The 26474-nt window shown below is 52.2% G+C and carries 22 protein-coding genes; 11 read left to right on the forward strand and 11 right to left on the reverse strand.

The genetic code is table 11. The features are described from left to right. The first annotated feature begins 156 nt into the window (after positions 1-156). The 9 genes from GOB58_RS01505 to GOB58_RS01545 all read left to right on the forward strand — a co-directional run bounded on the left by GOB58_RS01505 (position 157) and on the right by GOB58_RS01545 (position 13774). Positions 157-1203: a rod shape-determining protein gene (locus GOB58_RS01505; RefSeq protein WP_086553519.1), complete on the forward strand. Its 1047-nt coding sequence runs from the start codon at positions 157-159 to the stop codon at positions 1201-1203. 164 nt (positions 1204-1367) lie between these two features. Next, positions 1368-2273 (forward strand): rod shape-determining protein MreC, encoded by a 906-nt coding sequence (gene mreC, locus GOB58_RS01510; RefSeq protein ID WP_173559134.1) that lies wholly within the window; start codon positions 1368-1370, stop codon positions 2271-2273. A 15-nt stretch (positions 2274-2288) separates the two neighbouring features. Beyond that, the gene (locus tag GOB58_RS01515) at positions 2289-2855 is read left to right on the forward strand and encodes a rod shape-determining protein MreD (protein ID WP_086553521.1); all 567 of its coding nucleotides are present in this window, start codon (positions 2289-2291) and stop codon (positions 2853-2855) included. 19 nt (positions 2856-2874) lie between these two features. Then, entirely contained in the window at positions 2875-4794 is a 1920-nt protein-coding gene (gene mrdA / locus GOB58_RS01520) for a penicillin-binding protein 2 (RefSeq protein ID WP_086553522.1), read from the forward strand. A 3-nt stretch (positions 4795-4797) separates the two neighbouring features. Then, positions 4798-5946, forward strand: a complete 1149-nt coding sequence (gene rodA / locus GOB58_RS01525; protein WP_086553523.1) for a rod shape-determining protein RodA — start codon at positions 4798-4800, stop codon at positions 5944-5946. A gap of 248 nt (positions 5947-6194) precedes the next feature. After that, positions 6195-7586 carry a sugar porter family MFS transporter gene (locus tag GOB58_RS01530; protein WP_086553575.1) on the forward strand — a complete coding sequence of 464 codons (1392 nt, stop codon included), beginning with the start codon at positions 6195-6197 and terminating at the stop codon, positions 7584-7586. Positions 7587-7841: 255 nt separating this feature from the next. Further along, positions 7842-9020 carry an efflux RND transporter periplasmic adaptor subunit gene (locus GOB58_RS01535; RefSeq protein WP_086553524.1) on the forward strand — a complete coding sequence of 393 codons (1179 nt, stop codon included), beginning with the start codon at positions 7842-7844 and terminating at the stop codon, positions 9018-9020. A gap of 4 nt (positions 9021-9024) precedes the next feature. Beyond that, positions 9025-12231 (forward strand): efflux RND transporter permease subunit, encoded by a 3207-nt coding sequence (locus GOB58_RS01540; protein ID WP_086635600.1) that lies wholly within the window; start codon positions 9025-9027, stop codon positions 12229-12231. Positions 12232-12292: 61 nt separating this feature from the next. Next, complete coding sequence (locus tag GOB58_RS01545; protein WP_407651725.1) at positions 12293-13774, forward strand: efflux transporter outer membrane subunit; 1482 nt, start codon at positions 12293-12295, stop codon at positions 13772-13774. On the opposite strand, the gene GOB58_RS13185 is transcribed toward GOB58_RS01545, so the two are convergent. The 9 genes from GOB58_RS13185 to hrcA all read right to left on the reverse strand — a co-directional run bounded on the left by GOB58_RS13185 (position 13759) and on the right by hrcA (position 23479). Further along, entirely contained in the window at positions 13759-13893 is a 135-nt protein-coding gene (locus tag GOB58_RS13185) for a hypothetical protein (protein ID WP_265792739.1), read from the reverse strand. The genes GOB58_RS01545 and GOB58_RS13185 overlap by 16 nt on opposite strands. A gap of 59 nt (positions 13894-13952) precedes the next feature. Then, positions 13953-15197 carry a hypothetical protein gene (locus GOB58_RS01550; protein ID WP_086553526.1) on the reverse strand — a complete coding sequence of 415 codons (1245 nt, stop codon included), beginning with the start codon at positions 15195-15197 and terminating at the stop codon, positions 13953-13955. A 3-nt stretch (positions 15198-15200) separates the two neighbouring features. Further along, positions 15201-15641: an ExbD/TolR family protein gene (locus GOB58_RS01555; protein ID WP_086553527.1), complete on the reverse strand. Its 441-nt coding sequence runs from the start codon at positions 15639-15641 to the stop codon at positions 15201-15203. Between the two features lie 126 nt (positions 15642-15767). Continuing rightward, complete coding sequence (locus tag GOB58_RS01560) at positions 15768-16193, reverse strand: ExbD/TolR family protein (protein ID WP_086553528.1); 426 nt, start codon at positions 16191-16193, stop codon at positions 15768-15770. A gap of 1 nt (position 16194) precedes the next feature. Beyond that, entirely contained in the window at positions 16195-17226 is a 1032-nt protein-coding gene (locus tag GOB58_RS01565; RefSeq protein ID WP_086635602.1) for a MotA/TolQ/ExbB proton channel family protein, read from the reverse strand. Between the two features lie 101 nt (positions 17227-17327). Then, positions 17328-18035, reverse strand: a complete 708-nt coding sequence (locus GOB58_RS01570) for an energy transducer TonB (protein WP_233127714.1) — start codon at positions 18033-18035, stop codon at positions 17328-17330. A gap of 425 nt (positions 18036-18460) precedes the next feature. Continuing rightward, a protein-coding gene (prfB, locus tag GOB58_RS01575) for a peptide chain release factor 2 (protein ID WP_143216338.1) occupies positions 18461-19592 on the reverse strand; the annotation gives its coding sequence in 2 pieces (ribosomal slippage) (positions 18461-19522 and positions 19524-19592; 1131 coding nt in all). 49 nt (positions 19593-19641) lie between these two features. Further along, on the reverse strand, positions 19642-22338 hold the full coding sequence (locus tag GOB58_RS01580; protein ID WP_086635604.1) for a penicillin-binding protein 1A: 2697 nt from the start codon (positions 22336-22338) through the stop codon (positions 19642-19644). Positions 22339-22405: 67 nt separating this feature from the next. Beyond that, entirely contained in the window at positions 22406-23479 is a 1074-nt protein-coding gene (gene hrcA, locus GOB58_RS01585) for a heat-inducible transcriptional repressor HrcA (protein ID WP_086553577.1), read from the reverse strand. 166 nt (positions 23480-23645) lie between these two features. Here hrcA and rph point away from each other — a divergent pair, with 166 nt between their 5' ends. Then, positions 23646-24374, forward strand: a complete 729-nt coding sequence (rph, locus tag GOB58_RS01590) for a ribonuclease PH (RefSeq protein ID WP_173559135.1) — start codon at positions 23646-23648, stop codon at positions 24372-24374. Between the two features lie 3 nt (positions 24375-24377). Further along, positions 24378-24977 carry an RdgB/HAM1 family non-canonical purine NTP pyrophosphatase gene (rdgB, locus tag GOB58_RS01595; protein ID WP_086553534.1) on the forward strand — a complete coding sequence of 200 codons (600 nt, stop codon included), beginning with the start codon at positions 24378-24380 and terminating at the stop codon, positions 24975-24977. Positions 24978-25033: 56 nt separating this feature from the next. Here the strand turns inward: rdgB and GOB58_RS01600 are convergent, their stop codons facing one another. Next, complete coding sequence (locus tag GOB58_RS01600; RefSeq protein WP_086553535.1) at positions 25034-25783, reverse strand: class I SAM-dependent methyltransferase; 750 nt, start codon at positions 25781-25783, stop codon at positions 25034-25036. Positions 25784-25815: 32 nt separating this feature from the next. Beyond that, positions 25816-26367, reverse strand: coding sequence for a flavodoxin family protein (locus GOB58_RS01605; RefSeq protein WP_086635605.1), 552 nt, complete (start codon positions 26365-26367; stop codon positions 25816-25818). Between the last annotated feature and the right edge of the window lie 107 nt (positions 26368-26474).

The following is a 26474-nucleotide window of genomic DNA, read 5'->3' on the forward strand; positions in this document are numbered from 1 at the left end:
TTTTTCGTAATGTTTCTTGCCGAAAAGGTCTTGTGCCTCAGGTGCTGCATAGGTAATTCCTCCTTCATATGAATTAATCTGATCCATGCAGAGAAAAAGGCCTCACTACTCTGCTGTTACGATCACATAGTGCGGCCCTTAAACCAGGAGTCCTGGATGTTATCTCGTCTGCTAGGTCTCATGTCCGCTGACATGGCAATTGACCTGGGTACTGCTAACACTCTTGTCTATGTTAAAGGGCGCGGCATCGTTCTTAATGAACCGTCAGTCGTTGCGATTACCGAAATTAAAGGCAAAAAGCAGGTCCTGGCGGTCGGGGAAGAAGCAAAGCTGATGGTTGGCCGTACACCGGGCAATATTACTGCTATTCGCCCGATGCGCGACGGTGTTATCGCCGATTTTGATGTTGCTGAAGAAATGATCAAACATTTCATTCGCAAAGTACATAATCGCCGGGCCTTTACCAGCCCGCAGATTATCGTTTGCGTACCCTCAGGAGCAACAGCCGTTGAGCGCCGCGCCATTCAGGAGAGTGCCGAAAGTGCTGGTGCACGCCGTGTATTCCTGATCGAAGAGCCTATGGCTGCAGCTATCGGGGCCGGCCTGCCTGTGACAGAGCCCTCAGGCAGCATGATTGTCGATATTGGCGGCGGCACAACCGAGGTTGCTGTTATCTCGCTGGGTGGCATCGTTTATGCCCGCTCTGTACGCGTTGGTGGCGACAAAATGGATGACGCCATTATCTCCTACATCCGGCGTACACATAATCTGCTTATTGGTGAGAGTTCTGCCGAGCGCATTAAAATAAAACTGGGCTCAGCCATGATGCCCGACGACCCGGATGACCAGGGCCCCTGGCTTGATGTCAAAGGGCGTGACCTGATTAACGGCGTCCCCCGCGAGGTACAGGTCTCTCAGGCTCAGATTGCTGAAAGCCTGATGGAGCCGATCAGCCAGATCATTGATGCTGTGAATACAGCACTTGAAAACACCCCTCCTGAACTGGCAGCGGATATTGTCGACAAAGGTATTGTGCTGACCGGTGGCGGTGCTCTGCTTTACCGTCTGAGCGATGTGCTGCGTCTGTCAACCGGTCTGCCTGTCACAGTTGGCGAAGACCCTCTCTCATGTGTTGCTCTGGGCACCGGGCGCGCACTGGAAGAAATGAAACGCCTCCAGAATGTGCTGACATCGATGTACTAATTACTATAGTATCGTCGGGGAGTTCTGTTGAAACAAGATTCTCTGACGATTAATACTATTCTCTTCGGCCTGCGTGACAGAAAGGATGTATCGTAAACCATGAGACAGAGGAGACTTCCCCTCCTGCGTGTCTGCACTTTACGATACAGTGGGGCTGTATAACCGTGATTCCTGTCTCCATTCAGCTCCGCCTGGCCCTGAACAGGCTTACGCTCCCCGCACTCATTCTTCTTTCTGCCGGTATTATAATTGCCGGTCAGGCTGATCGTAAAAGAAGCGAGAAGGTGCGTATGTGTGTGGCCGATGCTCTGGCCCCTGTGTGGTCGGTTGTGACCGCAGCGGAAGAGCGCGCCATTGCTGTCACATCGGCCTTACATGAAGCCAGCCATCTCGCCTCGGAAAATACCCGCCTCAGAACAGAGAATGAGAATTTACGCCGGTGGTATGATGTCGCAGTCTCTCTGACCAGAGAAAACGATTCACTCAAAACGGCCCTGCACTGGATTCCCGAAGACGCTCCAACCTTTGTCACGGGACGAGTCGTTGCAGATAGCGGCAGTATTTATGCGCGTGCTGTCCTGCTGATTGCAGGAGCAGACAGTGGTGTAAAAGCAGGTAATATTGCTCTCGCAGCTAACGGGCTGGCAGGGCGTGTAACAGAAACCGGCGCTCATTCAGCCCGTGTATTGCTGATTACCGATATTTCAAGCCGCCTGCCGGTACTGCTTGAATCAAGCCATGCCCCTGCCATAATGGCAGGCGATAACTCCCCTATGCCCAAACTCATGTATTATGCGCAGGACATACACCCGCTGGAAGGAGAGCGTGTCGTCACAGGCGACCAGGCTGGTGCTTTTCCCGCAGGCCTGCCTGTTGGTACAGTCCATTATATTATGCCGGGACGACCTGTCGTTATACCCTACGCAAAGCTTGATCATCTTGTTTTGCTACGCATTTTTAATTTTGGTCAGGCTCAGGTTGAAGCTCCCGATGCACCAGGTCACGTACCACTGGCACCGCCACATAAAACGCAGGAGCCTCCGTTTACTAAGCTTTTTAACCAGGGATAAGGGCATAATACACTCATGAAGCCCGATTCCTCCCGGAACTCCTGGGAAGCAGAAATTCAGCCTCATCAGACCATCTGGAGCAGGCTGGACCACGGTGCACGGCGATTGTTGCCGGGTATTCTCTGCTTTTTCATCATTATTATCTGCGCGGCACCTCTGCCTGTGCCTGGCATCACTGAGATTTTGCCTGCGTTTATGATCACAACTGTTTTTTTCTGGTCAGCGTGGCACCCCTCTTCTATGACGAGCCCGGTGGTTTTTTTACTTGGCCTTTCTATGGACTTTGTCAATTTCACCCCGCTGGGGGTTAGTGCGCTGCTCCTTTTACTTGTTCATAGTGTCGCTTTTTATTCACGTTTTGGCATTACACGCCTGCCTTTTCTGCTATCATGGCTTATATTCGCTTTTATTGCCCTCGGTGTCTGCCTGCTACAATGGAGCTTTGCCTGCCTGTTCAGACTACACATCCTGACACTGTCCCCGGCTTTATTCGAAGCGACATTGTGCGTTGGTTTCTACCCTGCTCTCTCGGTTCTGTTCTCCTGGGTTATCCAGAAGTTCAACGACCGGGAAGATATCTGATGCAGAAAGATGGTGCATCATGAGGTTCAAACGCCGTAAGCGCGATATAAAGCGCCTTATGCCTGCCAAAACTCAAAAAGACCCATCACGCGGTATTTTTACGCGCAGGGCCTTGCTGATTATGGCCCTGCAAACTGGCGCTCTGGGGCTTCTGGCCCGAAAACTTTATGGTCTGCAGGTTGAAAATGGCGATAAATATGCACGCATGGCTGCAAGCAACCGGGTTAGCAAACGCTACCTGGCACCACCGCGAGGCCATATTGTCGATCGCTATAACGTAGCGCTTGCCAGTAATAAGGAAAACTGGCGCGCCCTTCTGCTGCCCGAAGAAACGACAGATGTGAACGGCACGATTGAGCGGTTTTCAACTATCATTCCACTTGATGAGCATGACCGTGCCCGCATTTTGCGCGAAATGCGCCATAAACGCCGTTTTGTCCCGGTTATGCTGCGAGACTTTCTCTCGTGGGATGAGATGGCCCGCATTGAGCTCAATGCGCCCTCGCTCCCTGGTGTTCTGATCGATGTCGGCACACGGCGCGTCTATCCTGAAGGTGAGTCTCTGGCCCATATTATCGGCTATGTTGCGCCCCCCAACGAGCGCGATGTCGCACGGTCAGCCCTGCTGGCTCTGCCTGGTATGCGTGTCGGGCGTGCTGGTATTGAACAAAGCCAGGACACAACACTCTGCGGCACAGCAGGCTCTGTCGAAATGGAGGTTAACTCAGTCGGCAGGGTTATCTCTGAGCTGAACCGGGCTGAAGGTACATCAGGGACGAAAATTGGCCTGACAATCGACAGCGTGCTGCAGCATGCAGTTCTTGGTCGCATTGGTGATCAGACTGCCTCTGCCGTTGTCATGAATTGCCGCAATGGTGAGGTGCTGGCAATGGCCAGCACACCTTCTTTCGACCCCTCACTCTTCGATAGTGGTGTCAGTCACACACAATGGCTTGAATGGATCAACAACGAACGAACCCCTCTGATCAATAAAGCAGTTGCCGGTGTGTACCCTCCGGGCTCAACTTTTAAGCCTGCGGTTGCCATGGCAGGGCTGAAGGCTGGTCTCATTTCTCCTTCCGACCGGGTCTTCTGCCCTGGTCATCTGGACGTAGGCGGCACGCGCTTTCACTGCTGGTCACGATGGGGGCATGGGTCACTTGACCTGCACCAGGCCCTTAAATTTTCCTGCGACGTGTATTTTTATGAGATGGCACGCCGCATCGGCATGGACCATATTGCAGAAACAGCCCACAGCTTCGGCTTAGGCACTCCGCTTGATATTGAGCTGCCACATACCCGCACCGGCCTCATCCCGACCCCGACCTGGCGACAGGCACACCACCACCACTGGAATGGTGGCGATACCATTGTCAGTGGGATTGGCCAGGGGTTTGTGCAGGTGACCCCCCTGCAACTGGCAACCTATACCTCGCGCCTGGCAACAGGGCGGGCTGTGCAACCCCACCTTGTACGCTCTCTGAATGACGAAACCGGCCCACAGGCAACGGCCGAACACTGGCCGGAACTTGATATGCCCGCTGCCGGGCTGGCTGCCCTGCGTAGTGGCATGTTTGCCGTGGTGAATGAACCCCATGGCACAGCCCCCAAAGCAAAACTGACTATTCCGGGTGTTATGATGGCCGGCAAAACCGGCTCGGCTCAGGTCAGACGCGTATCGCGGGCACTGCGTGAAAGCGGACACTTCAACTCGGCCAATCTGCCGTGGGAATACAGGCCACATGCCCTGTTTATCTGCTTTGCACCCTACGATAATCCACAATATGCAGTCTCGGTCGTTATTGAGCACGGTAACGCAGGTGCAGAAGCCGCGGCCCCGCTGGCACGCGATATCATGACTGACACACTTCTGCGCGACCCGGCAAACCACATCACACCACCACCTGAGCGTGTTGCTGACGCATCAGACACACAATAGACAATGAAATTTCACAAACGTCTGCTGCGCGCCGAACCGAGCTTTCGGCTTTTATCCAAACTCTGGCGTATCAGCTGGCTTTACGTTCTGCTGATCTGCACACTTGCTGCCGCAGGATATATCACACTTTACTCTGCTGCCGGCGGAGCCCCTTACCCGTTTGCAGCACCTCAGGCCGCACGTTTTGCTGTGGGACTGGTGATGATGATCACCATTGCCATGCTGCCACCCAAAGTGCTGATACGCGCCGCGTGGCCTCTTTATATTTTTTCTGTTGCTCTGCTGGCAGCTGTTTTGCACATGGGGCATGTTGGCAAGGGGGCTGAACGCTGGCTTATTATTGGCGGCGTACAGGTTCAGCCCTCTGAATATGCAAAAATAGCTCTGGTGCTTGTTCTGGCTGCATGGTTCCATCGTCTGAACCACAGGCAGATGGGCAACCCGCTCTGGCTGCTGCCCCCGGCCTTTATTGTTCTGCTGCCCGTTGTGCTGGTACTTAAAGAGCCAAACCTCGGCACAGCAACAATTATTGGTGGTATCGGGGCAGCTCTTTTCTTCGCTGCGGGCATGAGGCTATGGCAGATTGTGTTACTTGTACTCCCCGTACCTTATCTGATTAAAGTTGCCTACAGTCACCTGCATGACTATCAGCGCGCCCGGATTACCACCTTTCTTAACCCCGAAAGCGATCCCCTTGGGGCAGGTTATAATATTATCCAGTCAAAAATTGCGCTGGGATCAGGCGGCATGTGGGGACAGGGTTACCTCAAAGGCTCTCAGGGGCAGCTTAACTTTCTGCCTGAAAAACAGACTGACTTCATCTTCACCATGATTGCTGAGGAATGGGGTTATGCCGGTGCATTAACAGTTATCAGCCTGCTGCTTATCATTATCCTTGGCGGTATGCTCATGGCCATACGCAGTCGCAACCGCTTTGGCCGCCTTGTCGCACTGGGGATCAGCGTCAACTTCTTTCTCTATTGCCTGGTCAACCTCTCAATGGTCATGGGAGCGATCCCTGTTGGTGGTGTTCCCCTGCCTCTTGTGTCTTACGGTGGTTCAGCAATGCTCAACGTTATGATGGGTTTTGGCCTGCTACTCTCAACATGGGTGCATCGTGATTCCCGCTTTGGAGAAAGCGAGCCTGACTAAAAACCAGGCCGGTCCCCTGCTACACAAGAAGACCTGTATATCTGTAAACAGATTACTCACTGAGAGTAAGCAATCTTTAACGGCTGCTAAAACCAGAGAAAAATATATCCCTTTTATCACACCGATGTGATAAAAACCCCCGACTGCCGTAGTAAGAAATAAGATAACGCCCCACCCTAAGGGCCAGCGATCTATCTCACGGCATAGTCTGATAAAGAATAATAATGCTGCACGGAAAATCTTGTAATATGCCAGAAACGTCCCCTGATTCTTCAGAGTCCTCTTTTACCGTAAAAAGTGCTGTCATTGGCATACTGGCGGCAACAGCCGGGCTTATGTCCGGACTGGATATCGGTGTGATATCAGGAGCGCTTGATTTCGTCTCACGCGAATTTCATGCCTCGACCATGCAGCAGGAATGGATTGTCAGTGGCATGATGGCCGGTGCGGCTATCGGGGCTATTCTGGCAGGGTGGCTGGCCCGTATTACAGGCCGCAAATGGTCTCTTGTTATCGCCGGTATTATCTTCATATTCGGCTCTCTTGGATGCGCGGTGTCATGGTCAGTCATGAGCATGATTGTAAACCGTGGACTCATGGGGCTTGCCATCGGCATTGCAGCTTTTACCTCTCCTCTCTATCTCTCAGAAATTGCCAGTAAAGAAACACGCGGCGCCATGATCGCCACGTACCAGCTAATGATCACGGTTGGTATTCTGGTCGCTTTTATCAGTGATACATTATTCGCTTATCATGCGCAGTGGCGATGGATGTTTGGTGTTATTGTTATACCGGGCGTTTTATTTGTCATCGGCGTCCTTTTTCTTCCCTACAGCCCTCGCTGGCTGATGATGAAGGGGCGTAAAAAAGAAGCACACAGCGTGTTAGAAGACCTTCGCCCTGATTCACATGATACAGCCGCAGAAATCCGCTCAATTGAAGCACAGCTGACGTCAAGAAAAGGTGGTTTTTCTCTGCTGAAAAGCAACTCTAACTTTCGTCGCTCAGTTGCTCTGGGTGTGTTGCTTCAGGCCATGCAGCAGTTCGCCGGCATTAACGTCATTATGTACTATGCGCCCAAAATTTTTGCTCTGGCAGGCTTTGTCGGCGAATCTCAGATGTGGTGCACGGCTGTTGTCGGATTTGTTAATGTGCTTGCAACGCTGGCAGCCATTGGTCTTGTAGACCGCTGGGGCCGTAAGCCTATTCTGTACTGTGGCTTTGCCACCATGGTTTTCTCTCTGGCCGGCCTGTCATGGCTGAATATAACAGGCATGGAAACCCAGACCGCCAGCATAATGTGCGTATTCTTTGTGATGATCTTTATCAGCGCACACGCTATGTCCGCCGGGCCGCTCATGTGGGTGCTGTGCTCTGAAATTCAGCCCATGAAGGGGCGTGACCTCGGTATTACCATTTCAACACTCAGCAACTGGATCTCCAACATGATCGTCGGGCTGTCTTTCCTCAGCATTCTTAACGGGCTGGGCGGCGGCTGTACTTTTGCTCTGATGGCCGGACTCAACGGTCTTTTTCTGCTCCTGACCTGGCTCTATGTCCCTGAAACGAATGATGTCTCTCTGGAGCAGATTGAGAAAAACCTGATGATGGGTAAAAAATTAAGAAATATAGGTCAGTAACCCATTTTACGCCGGGGGAAACCCCGGTAAAAAATTTAAAACATATATAAATATCAATATGTTATAATAACATTTTACAACCATACCCTTGACACATTCTGAACAAATTCTATATCGTCGCTAACGTGAAACGGTAGAATATTCATTTTATTCCTTATTAACGTTTCCCCAGCTGCAAAGCACCCCATCCCCCGACCCCGTTCAACGGGGTTCCTGCGCACATATTGTTTTTTAAAGACAGGATTCGCCAGAGTGATGACTCCCTATACTCCCCTGCGCCCATTTCTGGCCTCTGCTGTTGCTTTGCTTGCTCTGGCAGGATGTGAACGTAAAAGCACTCAGTCAGGGGCAATGCCGCCACAAAGCGTTGATTACGTAACCATGCATACCCAGTCGGTGGTCATGACCACCAGCCTGCCTGGTCGTACTGATGCTTTTGAAATTGCACAGGTACGCCCTCAGGTAACCGGCATTATACAAAAACGCCTGTTTATTGAGGGGGCTGACGTTGTTGCTGGCCAGCAGCTTTATCAGATCGACCCCTCACGCTACCAGGCAGCCTACACCACGGCAAAAGGTCTCCTGGAAGAGGCAGAGGCAGCTGAAATCACAGCCCGCGCCAAGCTTGACCGTTACCGCAACCTGGTAAAAGACCACGCTGTCAGCCGGCAGGAATATGACGATGCTCTGGCCACTGAAAAAGAAGCTATGGGGCGTATTCTCAATGCAAAAGGTCAGGTTGAGAGCGCACAGGTCAACCTGAACTACACAAAAATGAATGCGCCCATTACAGGGCGTATCGGCCGTACCCTGATTACTGTTGGTGCGCTGGTTACTGCCAATCAGACCAACGACACAGCAACCATTACGCGCCTTGACCCGATTTATGTTGACGTGAATATGCCGGCCATCACACTGCTGCGCCTGAAGCGCGAGCTGGCTGAAGGCCGCCTGAAACGTCAGCCCGATGGCCGGGTGCCTGTCTCTCTTACCCTTGAGGATAATTCGGCTTACGAATTTAAAGGGCGCATGGCGCTGTCTGAGGTTAACGTCAATACCTCGACCTCCTCTGTTGTCATCCGTGCTATTATGCCTAACCCACAGAAGCTGCTTCTGCCGGGCATGTATGTTCATGCCCAGCTTGAAGAAGGTACAGACCCCAACAGCATTCTGGTCCCGCAAAAAGCTGTCAGCCACAACTCACATGGTGACCCTGAAGTCTGGGTTATCAAACAGGACGATACGGTTGAGCGTCGCAAAATTCAGACCAGTCAGGCACTTGGTGACAACTGGCTTGTAACAGCCGGTCTGCAGGACGGAGACCGCGTTGTGGTAACAGGCCTGCAAAAAATCAAACCTGGCGGCCACGTTAAGCCGACTGAGGTTGCCTCAGCACAGCCAGAAACCACAGAAAACCTGAACAGAGGACACTGACCTCATGTCCCTGGCTCGTTTTTTTATTGACCGACCCGTCTTTGCATGGGTCATCAGCCTTATCATCATGTTGCTTGGTGGCCTGTCGCTTTTCCGGCTGCCTATTGCGCAGTATCCCAGCATTGCGCCGCCACAGATAGCCATTTCGGTCACTTACCCCGGTGCCTCTGCTGACACGGTAAACAACACAGTTGTACGCCCCATTCTTCAGCAGATGTTCGGCCTTGACCATCTGGAATATATTTCTGCACAATCATATGCTTCCGGACAGATGGAAATTGACCTGTCTTTTGAGCAGGGCACAAGCCCTGACATTGCCCAGGTGCAGGTGCAAAACAAACTTCAGCTGGCGCAGCCAAAACTGCCGTCAGAAGTTACCGCTCAGGGGCTGAGCATCACCAAAGCTGTTAAAAACTTCATGATGGTGGTCAGCTTCATCTCGACTGACAACAGTATGAATGGCGGCGATATTGCCGACTACGTGGCTTCTAACATCTCAGATCCGCTCAGCCGTATCACAGGTGTGGGTGACCATACGCTGTTCGGCTCAGAATACGCCATGCGTATCTGGATGGACCCTGACAAGCTGTTCAATTACGGCCTGACTGTCACAGACGTACAAACTGCCATTCAGAACCAGAACCTTCAGGTCTCATCAGGTGAGCTGGGTGGCCTGCCGGCACGCAAAGGTATTCAGCTCGATGCCACCATTATCGGCCCGACCCGTCTGACAGACCCTGAGCAGTTTAAAAAGATTCTTCTGAAAGTGCAGCCTGATGGTTCACAGGTGCGCATCAAAGACATCGCCACTGTTGAGCTGGGCCCTCAGACCTACAACACTGACTCTTTCTACAATAACCATCCTGCCTCTGGTATGGCTCTTAAGCTGGCACCTGGTTCAAACCAGCTCTCCACCGAAGCTGCGGTTAAAGAGAAAATCAGTGAACTGGAAAAATTCTTCCCGCCAGGCCTGAAGACTGTTTATCCGCTCGATACGGCGCCCTTCATTGTTCTTTCGATCCAGGAAGTCGTCATTACCCTGCTTGAAGCTATTGGCCTGGTCTTTCTGGTCATGCTGATCTTCCTGCAAAATTTCCGGGCGACACTGATACCAACAATCGCTGTGCCGGTTGTTCTGCTGGGTACTTTTGGCCTGCTGAATATACTGGGCTACTCGATCAACACTCTGACCATGCTGGCCATGGTGCTGGCCGTTGGTCTGCTGGTCGATGACGCGATTGTTGTGGTTGAAAACGTTGAACGTGTGATGACAGAGAGCAAACTGTCACCCGTTGAGGCCTCAAAAGTTTCAATGGATGAAATCTCAGGCGCTCTTGTTGGTATCGTTCTGGTCCTGACAGCAGTCTTTCTGCCCATGGCAGCCTTCTCTGGCTCTGTCGGGGTCATTTACCGGCAGTTCTCAATCACCATTGTTTCTGCCATGTGGCTTTCAGTACTGGTCGCTATGGTGTTAACGCCGGCCTTGTGCGCAACTATGCTCAAAGCTGGCTCTCATGAAAAAACGACCGGTCTTGCCGGATGGTTTAACCGTAACTTTGAAAAGATGACCCGTGGGTACCTTCATGGTGTCAATTTTCTGGTCCGGCATCTGGCCCTGTCATTTCTCGGGCTCTTCCTCGTCACGGGCTGCGTTATCTTTCTCTTTTCAAAGTTGCCTGGCGGCTTCCTTCCTGATGAAGATCAGGGGCTGGTGTTCGGGCAGATTACAATGCCTGTTAACACCCCTATGGAAGAAACCACCCGTATCAACCATGAAGTCACAGATTATATTCTTAAAACCGAGGGAAACCTGGTTGAATCAGTCTATGCTGTGAATGGCTTTAACTTTGCAGGTCAGGGGCAAAGTGCCGGGGCATTCTTTATCCGTCTGAAAGACTGGGATTTGCGTACAAAACCCCAGGAAACCTCAACGGCTATTGCAAACCGCATCATGAATCATTTCTGGACCAATCCTAAGGCCCAGATCTTCGCTGTTAACCCTCCTGCTGTACTGGAACTGGGTAACGCTACCGGTTTTGACCTTGAGCTTGAAGACCGCGGCCACCTTGGACATGAGAAACTGCTTGCTGCACGTAACATGGTTCTGGGCATGGCCGCACAGGACAAGCGTCTGGCAGCTGTTCGCCCGAATGGTATGGAAGATGCATCTCAGTACAACCTCAATATTGACCGCGAAAAAGCTAATGCCCTTGGCATTACAATCGCCAGTATCAACAACACCATTCAGGGGGCACTGGGCTCGATCTATGTAAACCAGTTTCTGCGCAATGACCGCGTAAAGCAGGTTTATATTCAGGGTATTCCTGATGCCCGTATGCTGCCATATGATCTGAACAAATGGTATGTTCATAACGGCAACAGCACCTCAGCTGGCAGCAATAACGCCAGCAGTGTGGTCGTCAATGTCAACGACACAATGACACCGCTGAATGCCTTTATCTCAGCTAACTGGATTGTCGGCCCGCAAAAAGTTGAAAACTATAACGGTTTCAACTCATACGAAATACTTGGCCAGCCTGCACCAGGCTACAGCTCAGGTGATTCAATCGCTGCGATGCTCGACATCATGAAAAAGCTGCCTAAAGGAATCGGCTATGAGTGGACCGGCCTTTCATTTGAGCAGCTGGCCTCCGGCTCTTCAACCGGGCCGCTATATGCGCTGGCAGGCATTATCATTCTGCTCTGCCTTGCAGCATTGTATGAAAGCTGGGCTATTCCGTTTGCTGTTATTCTGGTTGTGCCTCTGGGTGTTCTGGGGGCTATTGCCGCAACCCTGTTCCGCGGCATGGATAACGACGTTTACTTCCAGGTCGGGCTTCTGACCACAGTCGGGCTGGCTGTTAAAAATGCCATTCTGATTGTCGAATTTGCTAAGGCTGCCTTTGAAAAAGGTGAAACCCTGGAAGAAGCAGTAAACACCGCGGCACGTGAGCGTCTGCGTCCTATCCTGATGACTTCTATCGCCTTTGTTGTCGGTGTTTTCCCGCTGGCCATTGCAACCGGTGCTGGTTCGGCCTCTCGTCTGGCCATTGGCACAGCCGTGGTGGGTGGGATGTCAACAGCGACATTACTGGCTGTCTATTTTGTTCCTGTTTTCTTCGTGGCTGTTCTGCGTCTTTTCCGGGTAAAACGCCTGAGTGAAAAGCAGGAGCATACCCAGGATTCACAGCCTTCTCATGGGGGGCACTAAACATATGCCGACTTTACTCTCCTCGTTCACCCCCCTGCGCCTGCAGGCACTCTCCCTTGCTATGGCAGGGGGGATGCTTTCGGGGTGCACCATGATCCCTAAATATAAGCGCCCTGCTCCGCCGCTGGCGACCTCGTGGCCTGCTTACCAGAACACGGGTAACCCACGCCTGCAGCAGGCTGCTACCGACATAGGCTGGAAAGACTTTTTTGTTGACCCGCGCCTGCAGGCCCTGATTACCATTGCCCTGCGCGAAAACCGCGACCTGCGTGAAGCGGCTGCAAATATCAGCGAAGCTCAGGGGCTTTATGATACGCAGCATGCTGGCCTTTTTCCGACAATTTCTGCCACCGGCGGGCCAATGTATCAGGCCCCTTCCGATGCCGCTGGTCTGACCTTTGCACCAGGGCTGGATGCCGGAAAAAGCAATAACGCAGCCTTTGGTGATGGCCGGGTTTTTAAATACTACCAGGGTGGCATTGGCTTTTCGTCTTACGAAATTGACTTTTTCGGACGTATTCGCAGCCTGTCACGCCAGGCCGCTGAAAATGCACTGGCTAAACAGTCCTCTCTGCAGGGCATGCTCATAAGCGTTGTCTCACAGGTTGCTATCGCCTACATCACCTGGCTTGGAGATAAAGAAACCCTTGATCTGGCCAATAGCACTCTTGCCAGCCAGCAGGACACCCTGCGACTCACACAGGCTAAATACCGCAATGGTGAGGCAGATTTACTGACTGTACGGCAGGCTGAAACACAGGTCAGCCAGAGCGCCGCCCTTAAGGCTGATACCCAGCGTAAGCTCGCTCAGGATGAAAACCTGATTGCTCTGCTGATTGGCGCCCCATTACCCGCTGACCTGCCCGCTCCCCGCCCGCTGGGTCAGCAGACATTGCTGGCTGACCTGCCTGCCGGGTTGCCATCAGACCTGCTTGAGCGCAGACCTGATATCGTCGCTGCCGAGCACAACCTTCTGGCAGCTCAGGCAAATATCGGGGCAGCAAGGGCAGCATTCTTTCCCCGCATCACACTGACAGCTAATGATGGTATTTCGAGCCTTCAGTTCAATAAACTCTTTACCTCAGCTGCCACAACCTGGGGCCTTAACCCCCAGATTCAGATCCCTCTGTGGACGTGGGGCATTAACAGCGGCAACCTGAAAACATCGAAAGCCCGACGCAACACGCAGATAGCCACATACGAAAAAACTGTGCAGACAGCGTTCAGAGAGGTCGCAGATGCACTGGCGGCCCGTGAAGCATATCTTGACGAGCAAAAGCAGATGAATGCCCTGGTCAGTGCCTCGGCTGATGCATTTTCTCTTGCACAGAAACGCTTCAATGCAGGGACAGATTCTTACCTGACAACGCTTGTTTCACAACGCTCGTATCTGCAGGCGCGTCAGTCACAGATCACCGTGAATGTTGCTAATTATCAAAACCTGGTCACGGTTTACCGCACACTCGGCGGTGGCTGGAAAGAACACACAACAGAACCCGCCACAAATCAACACACCCGTGAGAAAGGTCAGGCTCCGGCCTGATCTCCTCTCTGAGGTCTGTCGATAAACGGCAAAAGTTTAAGACGTTGTGCATGCAGCAACGCATTACGCTGCAAAATATTTTGCATCGCTACAGCAAATAATAAATTTTCAGGGGTCAAACCAGGTCACCCTGCCTGCGTCTCGGTAATAAAGGGACACAGGCGGGGGATAATAAGCTTTATTTTTTGCCAGCCTGGTGAATAGCAGCAGATTTTAACTTCAGGATCCACAACTGAGCGATGTCATGCGTGCCATCGTCACCTTCAACTGTGTTAAGAGTCTCGATAGCCTGATCTTTCTGACCAGCCTGTAGCTGTGCAAGACCTAACTGCAGGCGAGCAAGATTAACATTGCTCACACCCTTAGCAATTGCCTGCTGCATCAGGTCAAGGCCTTTGCTGGCATCACCAAAAGACACATAATTATAACCTACTGTCAGCAAAGCATCGCCTGTTTTTGCTTTGAGAGCCGTAGCCTCGTCAGCTGCGATTGATGCTTTTTTTGCAGCGATATCTTTTTCAACCAGAGCTTTCAGGCGCGCCTGACGGCTGGCTTCAGCACCCTGGCCCAGAATACCTGCGCTGTAACCCTGATTCATCAGATCAAGAGCCAGCTGAGGCATACCTTTCTGCACAGCGATCTCTGTCATTTCCATAAAATCGCGGGCCTGGGTAATGTTACCGGCAGCGAGGCGAATTCTGTAAACGTCAAGCTGGAGAGCCTGCGGAATTTTTGGGTTTACAATCAGACCATGCAGCAGAAGGTCCCAGTATTCCTTTTTAGGGTAGTAGGTAGCCAGCAGAACATAAGCATGTGTGCTGATAGTATCCTGCTTCAGAGCTGTCGCACTGGCGGCCAGCATTTGCAGCTGAGCTTCAGCTGGTACTTTTTTACTCTTAATCTCAGCAGCGATCCGGGGAGTCAGCAGGTTAACTGTACCCTGATAATCTTTTTGCAGATAATATGACTGAGCGAGCAGTGTATCGAGAACTGGCGAATTGCCATAATCATGCTGATAACGCTGAATAGCCTGAATAGTTGCAGGATAGTTACCTGCTTTATAGGCCATTGTCGCTTCAGACATCAGCATCTGCTCTTTAGCAGCTTTTGTCGTACGGGGTGACGCAATCAGCTTGTCATAGGCTGCGGTTGCCGCGGCCAGATTACCTGTCTGCGATGCAACTGCTGCCCGCATCTGAGCAATGACGTAAGTGTCGTACTCTGAATTTCCCTTTATGGCATCAGCTTTATTAACCGCACTCATCGCCTGGTCATATTTATGACCGGCAAGAGCCGTTTGTGCCTGCTGCAAAGCTGTGGCCACCCCGGCAGAAAGAGTCGTTTCCGCCGCATGGGCAACCGGCTGTGCAACTGAAAAAGCCACACAGGCAGCCAGCGTGATGCGTAAAAGATGAGACGACATAGATTACTGTCCTTCTGTGAATTGCTCGAGGCCTACGATACCAATTTTCCTGACCCCGAGGCGCTGAGCATCAGCCATGATATGGATGACCGTTTTGTAGTCTGCGAGACGGTTAGCCTGCAGATGTGTTTCGGCCTGGTCATCCTCCGGCACAGCCGCGACCTCACGCAAATGCGCCTGCAGATCATCTTCACTGGTAATGGGCGCACCATTCCATGTGATGCTGTTGTCAAAATCAACCGCAATTGTCGCGACAGGAACCTCATGCGTCGGAGGCGGCGGATTCCCCTGAGGCAGGTCAATCGACACAGCCTGTGTCTGCAACGGAATTGTAATAATAAGCATAATCAGCAAAACGAGCATCACGTCAATCAACGGGGTGGTGTTGATATCAACAATGCCTTCGTCTTCAGTCGTGCTGTCTGATCCGAGATTCATGCCCATAAGCTGTTACTTTCTCACCAATGCTCTGTTTTTTCAGTCTGACAACGCGTCATAATCAGACTGAAAAAGCAGAAAGAAGACGGTTTTGCTCCTGCCATAATGGCAAAAGCAAAACCTGACTTCAGTTTAGCCGTCTTTTGGTTTTTCTGTAATGAAGTCGATATGCGAGATACCGGCCTCCTGACAGGATTCAACCAGCTTGCCCACGGCCTCATAACGGGCCTTTACATCACCTCTGATCTGTATCTGAGGCTGGGGCTGCATGCGGGCAACTTTATCCAGATGAGCCATCAGGTCAGCACGCCCCTTGAGGAGCGTCTGGTCCCAGTATGCCTGTCCGTTTTCAGTCACTGCAAGCACAACGTTACCATTTTTGGTCTGCGTCGGCTGGTTCATATCCTTCGGCAGGTTAAGTTTCACCGTGTGTGTTGCAACCGGAATTGTGATCAGAAAGATGATCAGCAACACCAGCATGACGTCAACGAGTGGAGTGGTGTTGATGGCCGAAACGACCTCATCCTCTCCCCCGCCGTCTCCGACAGACATACCCATATCAGCCTACCCGTTCTGAAGTCGTAATTGTGGTCTGTGAATCGTCAGCGCGCACTACGATTTTAGGTGCATTACCATGACGAACACCACCAATCAGAATGGACTGCAGATCAGCAGCAAAATCACGAACTTTATCCATTGCACCTTTGTTACGACGTACCAGCAGGTTGTAACCCAGAACAGCAGGAACAGCTGTAGCCAGACCAATTGCCGTCATAATAAGGGATTCACCAACAGGGCCGGCAACTTTATCGATAGAAGCCTGACCAGCAATACCGATAGCTGTCAGCGCATGGTAAATACCCCAAACAGTACCAAACAGCCCAATGAACGGTGAGGTTGAACCCACTGTACCAAGGAAGGCGAGGCCTTTCTGCAGGTTGTTCTGAATGTTGTTGACTGAGCGCTGAAGAGAAACAGAAGTCCAGCTATTCAGGTCAATAGTCTCCTGCATGGTGCCTTCATGGTGCTCAGCAGCTGAGATACCGGTTTCTGCAATATAGCGGAACGGAGACTTAGGCTGAAGCGCGCTGGCTCCTTCCTGGATAGACGTTTTGGTCCAGAAGTTCTCTGTTGCCTGTTTTGCAGCGCTGAACAGACGTGCCTGCTCAATGAACTTCACGATCATGATGTACCATGTACCCAGTGACATCACCAGCATGATCAGCAGCACACCACGTGCAATCACGTCACCGTTTGACCACAAAGCACCCAGACCATAGGGGTTAGCTTCTTCTTTGGTTTCAGGAGCAGGTGCAGGTGCAGGGGCCGCGGCGTCAGGAGCTACACTCGGAGAAACCTGTGCATCGCCTGCAGCCGGAGCAGCGGCAGAAGCATCAGGGGCAGTGGCAGGAGCAGGTGCCGTACCATCAGCAGGTGCCGGAGCAGGTGCTGATGCAGGATCAGAAACAGCCGGGGCTGCAGGGGCAGGTGCTGATGCATCCTGCGCCAGAACCGGAGCAGTCGTTGCCAGCATGACAGCCAGAGCCGGAACCACAAGACCTGACACCGGAAAACGAGACAGTCTGATCATGAAAACTAAAATCCTTCTTCGTGTTACAAACTGATACCCAGGCTTCTGGTGCGTGGGTATCAGGTAGTTATTTTCCCGAAAGCAATGACAGCGACCGGACTTTAATCGTCCAGTCTGAATTTGATAACGTAGACCTTACGGAGCTCTTTGACAGGCACACCGTTCTTCGTTGCCGGGCGATAACGCGCCTTATGAACGTAATCGAGTGCAGCCTGAGAAAAAGCATCGCCTCCCTGGACCGATTTGACCGAACAGTTGCTGGTCATGCCGGTTGTTTCCACATCACAGACAACAGTCACACGCCCTTCAATGTTTTCCTCTTCCATCTCAGGCGGGTAAACAGGCCGCGCATTATTGAGCGGTGATGTCCCTGCCGTTGTATCCGGAGAGTCAGAAGGTGGTGTATTCGATGCAGCCTCGGTGACCGGTGGCACAGGTGTCGTAACAGTCTGTGGCGGAGACGGCTCCTTTGGCGGCGTACGCGAGACATGCCGGATCGGTGGCTTAGGTGGCGGTGGCACCTCAATCTTCGGCGGCGGTATGAACGGCGGCGGCGGCACAGTCATAACCGGCGGCGGTGGCGGTGGCGGTGGCGGTGGTGGCGGTGGTGGCGGTGGTTCCACAATCCTGGTTTTCACAGGAGGCTTTGGCACAGGCACACTTGTTGTTGCCCCCATTCCCCAGATCAGCCCTGTCACTGCAAAAATATGCAGTAAGACGGTAATAATCAGGGCTATAACACCGACAACAGCTCCTGCTCCGATGGCACGCGACACCGGTTTATGTTGCTGTTGTGCGAGGTCTTGCATGTTTCTGTATCCTCCTTCTTCCACGCCAGCCATCAGATACTGGTCGCATCCTTACTCTCTGACGAAATCTCTTCCGTCGGGTCATAACCCGTTACGCAGCCATCAGCACCAGGACGATCAGACAGCATTATGAGCTACCCGCTCCCTGCCTCCAATTGGCCTATCTGCGGGGCATTATGTCAAGAATGATCTTGTCTAAAAAAAACCCTCATAAGCAAAAAAAATACACATCATCAATTTTTTTCTGAAAAAATAATAAATTTTCTCAATTCACCCTCAGAACAATTCTTCATAAATTTTATTCACTATCGTAATGATACGAAACAAAATCGTATTTTCGTCCTCAAAACACCACATTTTCAGGTAAAAATAAAGCAGGCTATGCGACGCCAGCCTGCTTTGTCATAAAAACTTCTTATCTGATATTAACGTGCGACAGCGCTTGCCTCTGAACGCGTTGCGCCAACTCTTGCAGCAAGAGCCGCCGCCATAAAACTATCAAGATCCCCGTCGAGGACAGCTCCGGGATTGCTGCTTTCAACGTTCGTTCGCAGATCTTTAACCATCTGATATGGTGCAAGAACATAAGAACGAATCTGGTGCCCCCAGCCAATATCAGTTTTGGCGGCCTCAGTCGCTGCGGCAGCAGCCTCGCGCTTTTGCAGTTCAGCCTCATACAAACGCGCACGCAACATCTGCATGGCGGTTGCACGGTTGCGGTGCTGAGAACGGTCCGTCTGACATGCAACTACAATGCCTGTCGGAATATGCGTGATTCGGATAGCAGAATCAGTTTTGTTAACGTGCTGCCCACCTGCTCCTGATGCGCGGAAAGTATCTACTCTCAGTTCCGAATCATTCACTTCGATCTCAATCGAATCATCAATGACGGGATAGACCCATACTGAAGCAAACGAGGTCTGCCTGCGTGCAGCTGAATCGAAAGGCGAAATACGCACCAGACGATGTACCCCGGCTTCGGTTTTCAGCCATCCATACGCATTAGGACCAGATACCAGAATAGTAACAGACTTCAGCCCGGCCTGCTCGCCCTCCGAACTTTCCATCATAGTCACTTTATAACCGTGAGCCTCAGCCCAGCGGGTATACATACGCAGCAGCATTTCGGCCCAGTCCTGCGCCTCTGTGCCACCTGCCCCGGCATTAACCTCAAGATAGCAGTCATTACTGTCAGCTTCACCCGAGAGCAGACTTTCAGTCTCGCGCCGGCTGACTTCTTCAGCATATTCCCTGAGCGTTGCAACAGCTTCCTGCACCACGTCGGCATCGCCTTCCGCTTCAGCAAGCTCAACAAGCTCACAGACATCCTGCACACCCTGCTCAAGGGCCAGAACCCCTTCAATCTGTCCGGCCAGCAGCGTACGCTCACGCATAAGCTCCTGTGCTTTTTCAGGGTTATTCCATAATTCAGGGTCTTCTGCCTGGTTGTTCAGTTCTGCCAGTCTGGCTTCAGCGACATCCCAGTTAAAGATGCCTCCTCAGCAGTGCCACTGACTGCTTTATCTGGTCGTTAAGGGCATCTGTCTCGCTCGACATCGAACCTGTTCTCCTGGTTACTCAAAAAAATTCAGATCTTGTTCAGACCTCAATAAAGGCCACCCATACCAATGTCACCCCCCGAAGGCTGTGACGGCTCAGTTCTTGCTGGCCCACCCGGTGCAGCACCGGTGCCTGAAATATCGCCCGTGCCGGGACCGGCACCCATGTCACTTTCAGACGCAGGCATGTTCTCAGCACCGGTATCAGCGGCTGTCAGCTCCTGAGAGGCACCATTATCTGAAAGGCTGACACTGACGCCTGGAATCTGTCCGGCTTTAAAGCCGTCTATCCCGACACTGCGCCCGGCATTGTATTGAACAAGGGTGATACCCTCCGGCACACGAAAATCGAGTTTGGGATATCCCTCAAAGACTTTCGTCATAATTTTGTTCCACATTGGCGCAGCAAGCACACCGCCGGTCTCATTACGCCCAAGAGAACGCGGAGTATCAAAGCCAACCCATACCACCGTAACGATATCAGGGGAGTAACCAGCAAACCAGGCATCATGAAAATCCTGACTTGTGCCCGTCTTACCTGCAACGGGGTAATCTATACCCTTACCTGCATAATACCCGGTACCATGGCGTATCACGTCCTCCAGCATAGCCGTGACCTGAAACGCGCTCTGGTCTGTCGCGACATGAACGCGGTTGTCCTGCAAAACAGGCATATCATCAACACCAGGCTTTGCTTCATCCGCTGCGGCAAGCGGTGTCACAACATCCTGCGGACCCATACCTGTTGGGAAAATAGCATCAGGCTGACCGGCAGATGCAGCCGGTGTGACGGGGGCGTCCCCCTCTTTAGCAAGGTGCGCATCACGGGCCGGGGCAGTTACAAGAGACAGCTGCTCAGGGTGCCAGAGCACTTTTCCATCCCGGTCCTGCACGTCATCTATTAATGTCGGGGTTACCCTGGCGCCACCGGCAGCAAGCGTTGCGTATGCAGCCGCCTCCCTCAACACAGTTGTTTCTACCGCACCCAGAGCCGCCGGCAAAACATGAGGCATAGACTGTACCAGGCCAATATCCTCAGCCATAGCAGCTACGTTTTTAATGCCGATATGCGCAGCCAGGCGGATAGTCACAAGATTACGGGATTCTCTGAGCGCATCATGCAGCGAGGTAGGCCCCCAGAAATCCTTCTCATAGTTACTTGGGTGCCAGGCTCCATATGTCACAGGCGCATCATCAAACACCTGCGAAGGAGAGATATTCTGCTGCATTGCGACAAGATAAACAAAGGGCTTAAAGGAAGAGCCTGGCTGACGCAGCGCCTGTGTGGCACGGTTAAACTGCGACATACGAAACGACCAGCCCCCTACCAGTGACATCACGCGGCCGGTGCGTGAGTTCATGGTGACAATCGCACCCTCAACCTGGGGAATCTGCATCAGCGCAACGCTCTTCCCTCCGGCCTGAGGCTCAACCATCACGATATCGCCTGCCCGAAGAGGATGAGAGCGCCTGGCCCAGATCAGATCACGTGCAGGGAGGATACCAGTCTGAGAAACACGCACGCCCTCTTCTGCATTACGACGCACAACTGAGCCCTCAAGCCAGCCAATACGCCCTTTAAGCGGGTCAAGCACAATGCCAGAGCGCCACTGCTCCAGCATACCCGGAGGAGCAGCCACGCTACCAAGGGCTTTTACCCACTCTGCCTCCTGCGTGTCCGCACCAATATCAGCAATATGCATAACCGGACCGCGCCAGCCGCCGTGCGATCTGTCATAAGCCATCAGCCCCTGCCTGAGCACGTTCTGCTCATAAAGCTGCAAGGCCGGATCAAGGCTGGTATGTACTTCCAGCCCGCCCTGCATGGTCGTCTCCTGGCCATAGCGCCCGATCAGCTCGCGCCTGACCTCTTCAGCAAACCATTCAGACCCCGGAGCCGGACCAGGACGCACAAACGTATGAGGAATAAGAGGTTCAGCCTGAGCAGCTTTGGCAGCCTCAGCTGTAATGGCTCCGGTTTCAACCATACGTGACAAAACCCAGTTACGCCGTCCAAGAGCAGCCTCAGGGTAGCGGACAGGGTTGTAGTTTGTTGGTGATTTTGGCAGTGCTGCAAGAAAAGCGGCTTCAGCATCATCAAGCTGATCAAGCGGCTTATTAAAATAAGTCTGTGCCGCAGCAGCAATACCGTAAGCCCCGCTGCCCAGATAAATTTCATTAAGATAAATTTCGAGAATTTTCTCTTTCGACAGCACCCCTTCAACACGCAGGGCCAGAAATGCCTCTTTCGCCTTACGCTTCATAGAAAGAGACTGTGTACCCAGCAGCATAATACGTGCCACCTGCTGCGTAATCGTAGAAGCCCCGATCGGTCTGCGCCCTTTATCGCGCGTAAGATCGGTCAGACCAGCACGGATAATCGCCAGGGGGTCAACGCCTTTATGGGTCCAGAATTTCTGATCCTCAGCAGCCAGAAACGCATTACTGACACGTTCAGGAATAGCACTGAAAGGCACAAAAATACGGCGTTCACTGGCCAGCTCAGCGATCATACGATCATCCGAGGCATAGATGCGGCTCATCACGTCAGGCTGATAATTTTTCAGCCCTTCAACTGTTGGCAGTGAGGAGACCAGCTCCTCATACTGATGCCAGACGACAAGGCCACCGCCAGCCATGCCCACAAGCACAATTGCAGCGCCTGCGCCAAGGGCCCGGCGCCAGATACGAAAACGGGGACTGCGCACAGTCAGCTTTTTTTCAGAAGACGAATCTTTTGTCATGCCGGCTTTTTACCCATTATCATATTCTGGCGCGTTCTTTATATTATCGTGTAGCAAACTGACCGACTTAGCCAAGCATTTCACCTAAAAACCGTGCAGTATAATCAACGACCGGAATAATACGCCCGTAATTAATACGTTTTGGCCCTATTACACCAATAGCGCCAACAATACGATTAGTCTCGTTGCGGGCCGGGGCGACCACCATGGACATGCCAGAAGCTCCGAACAAACCGCTTTCAGCCCCGATAAAGATGCGAACACCCTCTGAACTTTCTGCCAGTTCTAACAAACTCAGCATTGTCTCCTGTGCTTCAAGCCGGTCAAATAAAGTCTGTATAGCCTGCAAACGCTCCTGCCCGGCAACATCCGTCAGCAGGCGCGACTGACCTCTGACAATTAATGTGCCACCCCGTTCACCGGTATCTCCGCCCCATATAGCAAGCCCGCGCTCAACCACATCAGCAGTCAGCTCATCAAGCACATGCCTGTTGTCAGAAATTTCTGTGCTCACACGTTCACACAACTCAGACAATGTTGCTCCCTTAAGTCTGGCATTCAGGTAATTAGCCGCTTCAACCAGAGCCGACGCAGGCACCCCTGCCGGAATTTCTGTCACACGGTTTTCAACCCGCCCATCTGTACCAACCAGCACAACAAGGGCACGATTACCGCCCAGAGCAACAAACTCAATATGCTTAACAGCTCCCTCACTTTTAGGCGCTATGACAAGACCTGCTGCGTCAGACATACCTGAAAGTAATGAAGATGCCTCCGTCATTGTATCCTGCAATGAGCGCCCGCGTGCCTCCAGCGTATGGCTGATCCGTGTCTGCTCTTCTTCCGAGAGCGCCCCAAATTGCAAAAGACCATCAACAAACAGACGCAGCCCGGCCTCAGTTGGCAAACGCCCCGCTGAAGTGTGCGGCGAAAAAAGCAGACCGGCTTCGGTCAGAGATGCCATGATATTGCGCACCGTTGCAGGAGACAGCGGCTGGCTCAGCCTGCGTGCGAGCGTACGCGACCCGACAGGCTCACCATTGGCCATATATTCTTCCACCACTTCACGCAAAATCGTGGCAGAACGCCGGTCAAGATCAGGAGGCAAAGCACTGCCAACAGGGAACACACCAGGTCTCATCATCTGCTCTGCTCCTCCTCACCAGGGCTGCATTGTGGGTTTCTTAATCATTTAAAGCAATTTTTTAGCACACACACCATTCTCGTCATACTGAACTGACGATAGTGTCACCTTTGTGTCGTTCGCCTGCCTGGTGAACAAACTATGATTTAAGGAGTTTCTTTACATGCGCCCTTCAGGTCGTCTGCCCAGCGAGATGCGTACTATTACCATCGACACCAGCTTTTCCCACCATGCCGAAGGCTGCGCTCTCATCCGCGTGGGTGGCACAGAGGTACTGTGCACAGCCAGTATTGAAAACCGTGTACCTCCGTTTCTTCGTGGTCAGGGCACCGGCTGGGTCACCGCAGAATATGGTATGCTGCCCCGCGCCACACATTCACGCGGCAGCCGCGAAGCCGCAAAAGGTAAACAGTCAGGTCGCACACAGGAAATTCAGCGCCTTATCGGGCGTTCGCTTCGTGCTGTGACAGATCTGAAAGCCCTTGGTGAAATGAGCATCACCCTCGACTGTGATGTGCTTAATGCTGATGGAGGCACACGCTGCGCGTCAATAACCGGAGCATGGGTAGCTCTGCGCCTGGCTCTGGGCAAACTGGTTGCCAGTGGTGCTCTCCCTCACCTGCCACTGCTGGGTCAGGTTGCCGCGGTCTCGTGCGGACTGACTGAAACCGGCGCCGTACTTGACCTCGATTACGCAGAAGACAGCACAGCAGCAGCTGACACAAACTTTGTGCTGACAGCCGACCGCCGCATTGTTGAAATTCAGGGCACAGCAGAAGAAACACCTTTTACAGAAGATGCCTTTAACGAACTGTTTACTCTTGCACGCATTGGCGTTTCAACGCTGTTTGATGCGCAGACAGCCGCTGTAACACGCGCAGAAAATGGCTGATACATGAGCACACCGCTTTTACACACCGGCGATAAGCTGGTGCTGGCCAGCCACAATGCAGGAAAACTCGCTGAGTTTTCGGCTATGCTGAAACCTTTCGGTATTACCGTAATTTCAGCCGGTGAACTGAAACTGCCCGAGCCGGAAGAAACAGAAACCACCTTTACCGGTAATGCCGCTCTTAAGGCACAGGCAGCGGCGAAGGCCTCAGGCCTGCCGGCATTGTCAGATGATTCCGGCCTGTGTGTGGCTGCACTCAATGGTGACCCGGGCATTTACTCTGCCCGGTGGGCCGGCCCTGACAAAAACTTCCCTGCTGCTATGGCACGCATTCACAATGACATTGGTACGGGCGAGCGGGCAGCATGGTTTATCTGTGTGTTATGTCTGGCTTTTCCTGACGGCAGGCTTCATTTCTTTGAAGGACGGACTGACGGGCAGATTGTCTGGCCACCCCGCGGCACAAACGGGCATGGCTACGACCCCATTTTTGCCCCTGAAGGTAAAACCCTTAGCTTTGCCGAAATGACTGACGACGAGAAAAATGCTCTGAGCCACCGTGCACGGGCCTTTGATCTTTTTCGTAAAGCCTGCCTGGGCTGAATAATCACTGAACCGGGGTTATGAATATCCCGGTTCAGACGACATGCTGGTATATTTTATTCAGGTTTTACAAATACATAAATAAACTGATCTGTTTTACCCCGTATTTTTGAATCAAATACCTTCAGGTGATGGTTATCCTGCGGGTTTGCCAGCAGGCTGCTTTCACCAGCAAACGTAAATCCTGCGGCGAGAATAGCCTTTCTGGCTGTGTCAGGCTCAATACGATGCAGCGTATCAGTTTGCGTCAGACCAGCGCCCGCCACCGCAACATGATCGATAACCACAAATTTTCCGCCCGGCTTCAGGGCCGCAAACACCTGTTTGCTAAAGGCTGTAATATCGGTGTTACCCAGAAAAGGTGTTGGCAGGTCATGCAGGTTCTGAGAAGTAAAAAAAACATCAACCGGCTCGGGCAAATTCAGTGATGGCAAATGCACCTGAAGCGCCGTGACATTCGTTATGCCGGACTGATGAGACAGAGCCGTCATGGTTTTTTCAAACTTTGACCCGGGCGTCACCATAAGTGACGGCCAGATATCAAAAACATGACCCTGCTGCCCCACCACACCCGAGAAAATGCGGGTCCAGTATCCACGACCAGGCAAAAAGTCAGCAACTTTCTGCCCTGGTTTCAGCCCCATAAATGCGACAATCTCCGCCCCGTGACGAGAGGCATCCTTAATTTTATCTGCATGACGCACCGGCGCATTAACTGCCGATGCGACATAGTCAGGCAAAGGGGCAGCCCCGGCCAGGAGTAAACCGGTCAGCCCCAGTGCAAAAAATTTCAGATTATGTCGCATATCAGTGACTCCTGTCCCGCTTTCCTGAGCTGTTAGCTCAGGCGCTGTGTTACATCTGCTATACGTTTACCGTAGAGCTCTGCACTTTTTAAATCACCTTTATGTACTTCATCGACAGATGCATCAGCCGGAGCACGTGTCAGAAGACCGACTGAACCACCAAGGTTATTCACATCATCAGCCGTAGCCGCTTTGGTGTTAGAAGGTGCCTGGCCCAGGCTCACCCATATACCACCATGCTGCGAAGCCAGTGTCTGCAGCGTGATCAGAGCAACCTGTTTATCACCATTCGGACTGGCTGAGTTTGTAAAGCCACCAAACACTTTGTCCTGCCAGCCACGGGTAAACCAGATTTTAGAAGTCGCGTCGGCGAATTTCTTAAACTGCCAGCTTACATTGCCCATATATGTCGGGGCACCAAAAATAAGAGCTGAAGCTTCGTTCAGGCTTGCCCATTCTGCCTCAGTGATATCGCCATTCTCATCAATAGCGATGAGAGCCGCACCAGCACCCTTAGCAACCTGCTCAGCAACAGCGCGCGTGTGACCGTAACCAGAGTGATAAACGACAAAAATTTTGCTCATCGTCGACTTCTTTCAAAAAATATCTCATAAGAGATTAGTTTCTTTTTGAAACTATCTTTCCAAAAGAAACGATAAGAGACCTTTCTGCTCTCAACAAGAAGGCACTT

It is taken from the genome of Acetobacter thailandicus (assembly GCF_011516655.1).
Classification (GTDB): Bacteria; Pseudomonadota; Alphaproteobacteria; order Acetobacterales; family Acetobacteraceae; genus Acetobacter; species Acetobacter thailandicus.

Excerpts from the sequence above, each read along its gene's own strand:
- GOB58_RS01605 (WP_086635605.1), bottom strand. The coding sequence starts at position 26,367 with ATGAGCAAAATTTTTGTCGTTTATCACTCTGGTTACGGTCACACGCGC.
- GOB58_RS01560 (WP_086553528.1), bottom strand. The coding sequence starts at position 16,193 with ATGGGTATGTCTGTCGGAGACGGCGGGGGAGAGGATGAGGTCGTTTCG.
- GOB58_RS01535 (WP_086553524.1), top strand. The coding sequence starts at position 7,842 with ATGACTCCCTATACTCCCCTGCGCCCATTTCTGGCCTCTGCTGTTGCT.
- GOB58_RS01540 (WP_086635600.1), top strand. The coding sequence starts at position 9,025 with ATGTCCCTGGCTCGTTTTTTTATTGACCGACCCGTCTTTGCATGGGTC.
- GOB58_RS01505 (WP_086553519.1), top strand. The coding sequence starts at position 157 with ATGTTATCTCGTCTGCTAGGTCTCATGTCCGCTGACATGGCAATTGAC.
- GOB58_RS01580 (WP_086635604.1), bottom strand. The coding sequence starts at position 22,338 with ATGACAAAAGATTCGTCTTCTGAAAAAAAGCTGACTGTGCGCAGTCCC.
- GOB58_RS01600 (WP_086553535.1), bottom strand. The coding sequence starts at position 25,783 with ATGCGACATAATCTGAAATTTTTTGCACTGGGGCTGACCGGTTTACTC.
- hrcA (WP_086553577.1), bottom strand. The coding sequence starts at position 23,479 with ATGAGACCTGGTGTGTTCCCTGTTGGCAGTGCTTTGCCTCCTGATCTT.
- mrdA (WP_086553522.1), top strand. The coding sequence starts at position 2,875 with ATGAGGTTCAAACGCCGTAAGCGCGATATAAAGCGCCTTATGCCTGCC.
- GOB58_RS01570 (WP_233127714.1), bottom strand. The coding sequence starts at position 18,035 with ATGCAAGACCTCGCACAACAGCAACATAAACCGGTGTCGCGTGCCATC.
- GOB58_RS01545 (WP_407651725.1), top strand. The coding sequence starts at position 12,293 with ATGGCAGGGGGGATGCTTTCGGGGTGCACCATGATCCCTAAATATAAG.
- GOB58_RS01555 (WP_086553527.1), bottom strand. The coding sequence starts at position 15,641 with ATGGGCATGAATCTCGGATCAGACAGCACGACTGAAGACGAAGGCATT.
- GOB58_RS01550 (WP_086553526.1), bottom strand. The coding sequence starts at position 15,197 with ATGTCGTCTCATCTTTTACGCATCACGCTGGCTGCCTGTGTGGCTTTT.
- GOB58_RS01515 (WP_086553521.1), top strand. The coding sequence starts at position 2,289 with ATGAAGCCCGATTCCTCCCGGAACTCCTGGGAAGCAGAAATTCAGCCT.
- rdgB (WP_086553534.1), top strand. The coding sequence starts at position 24,378 with ATGAGCACACCGCTTTTACACACCGGCGATAAGCTGGTGCTGGCCAGC.
- rph (WP_173559135.1), top strand. The coding sequence starts at position 23,646 with ATGCGCCCTTCAGGTCGTCTGCCCAGCGAGATGCGTACTATTACCATC.
- GOB58_RS01565 (WP_086635602.1), bottom strand. The coding sequence starts at position 17,226 with ATGATCAGACTGTCTCGTTTTCCGGTGTCAGGTCTTGTGGTTCCGGCT.
- rodA (WP_086553523.1), top strand. The coding sequence starts at position 4,798 with ATGAAATTTCACAAACGTCTGCTGCGCGCCGAACCGAGCTTTCGGCTT.
- GOB58_RS01530 (WP_086553575.1), top strand. The coding sequence starts at position 6,195 with ATGCCAGAAACGTCCCCTGATTCTTCAGAGTCCTCTTTTACCGTAAAA.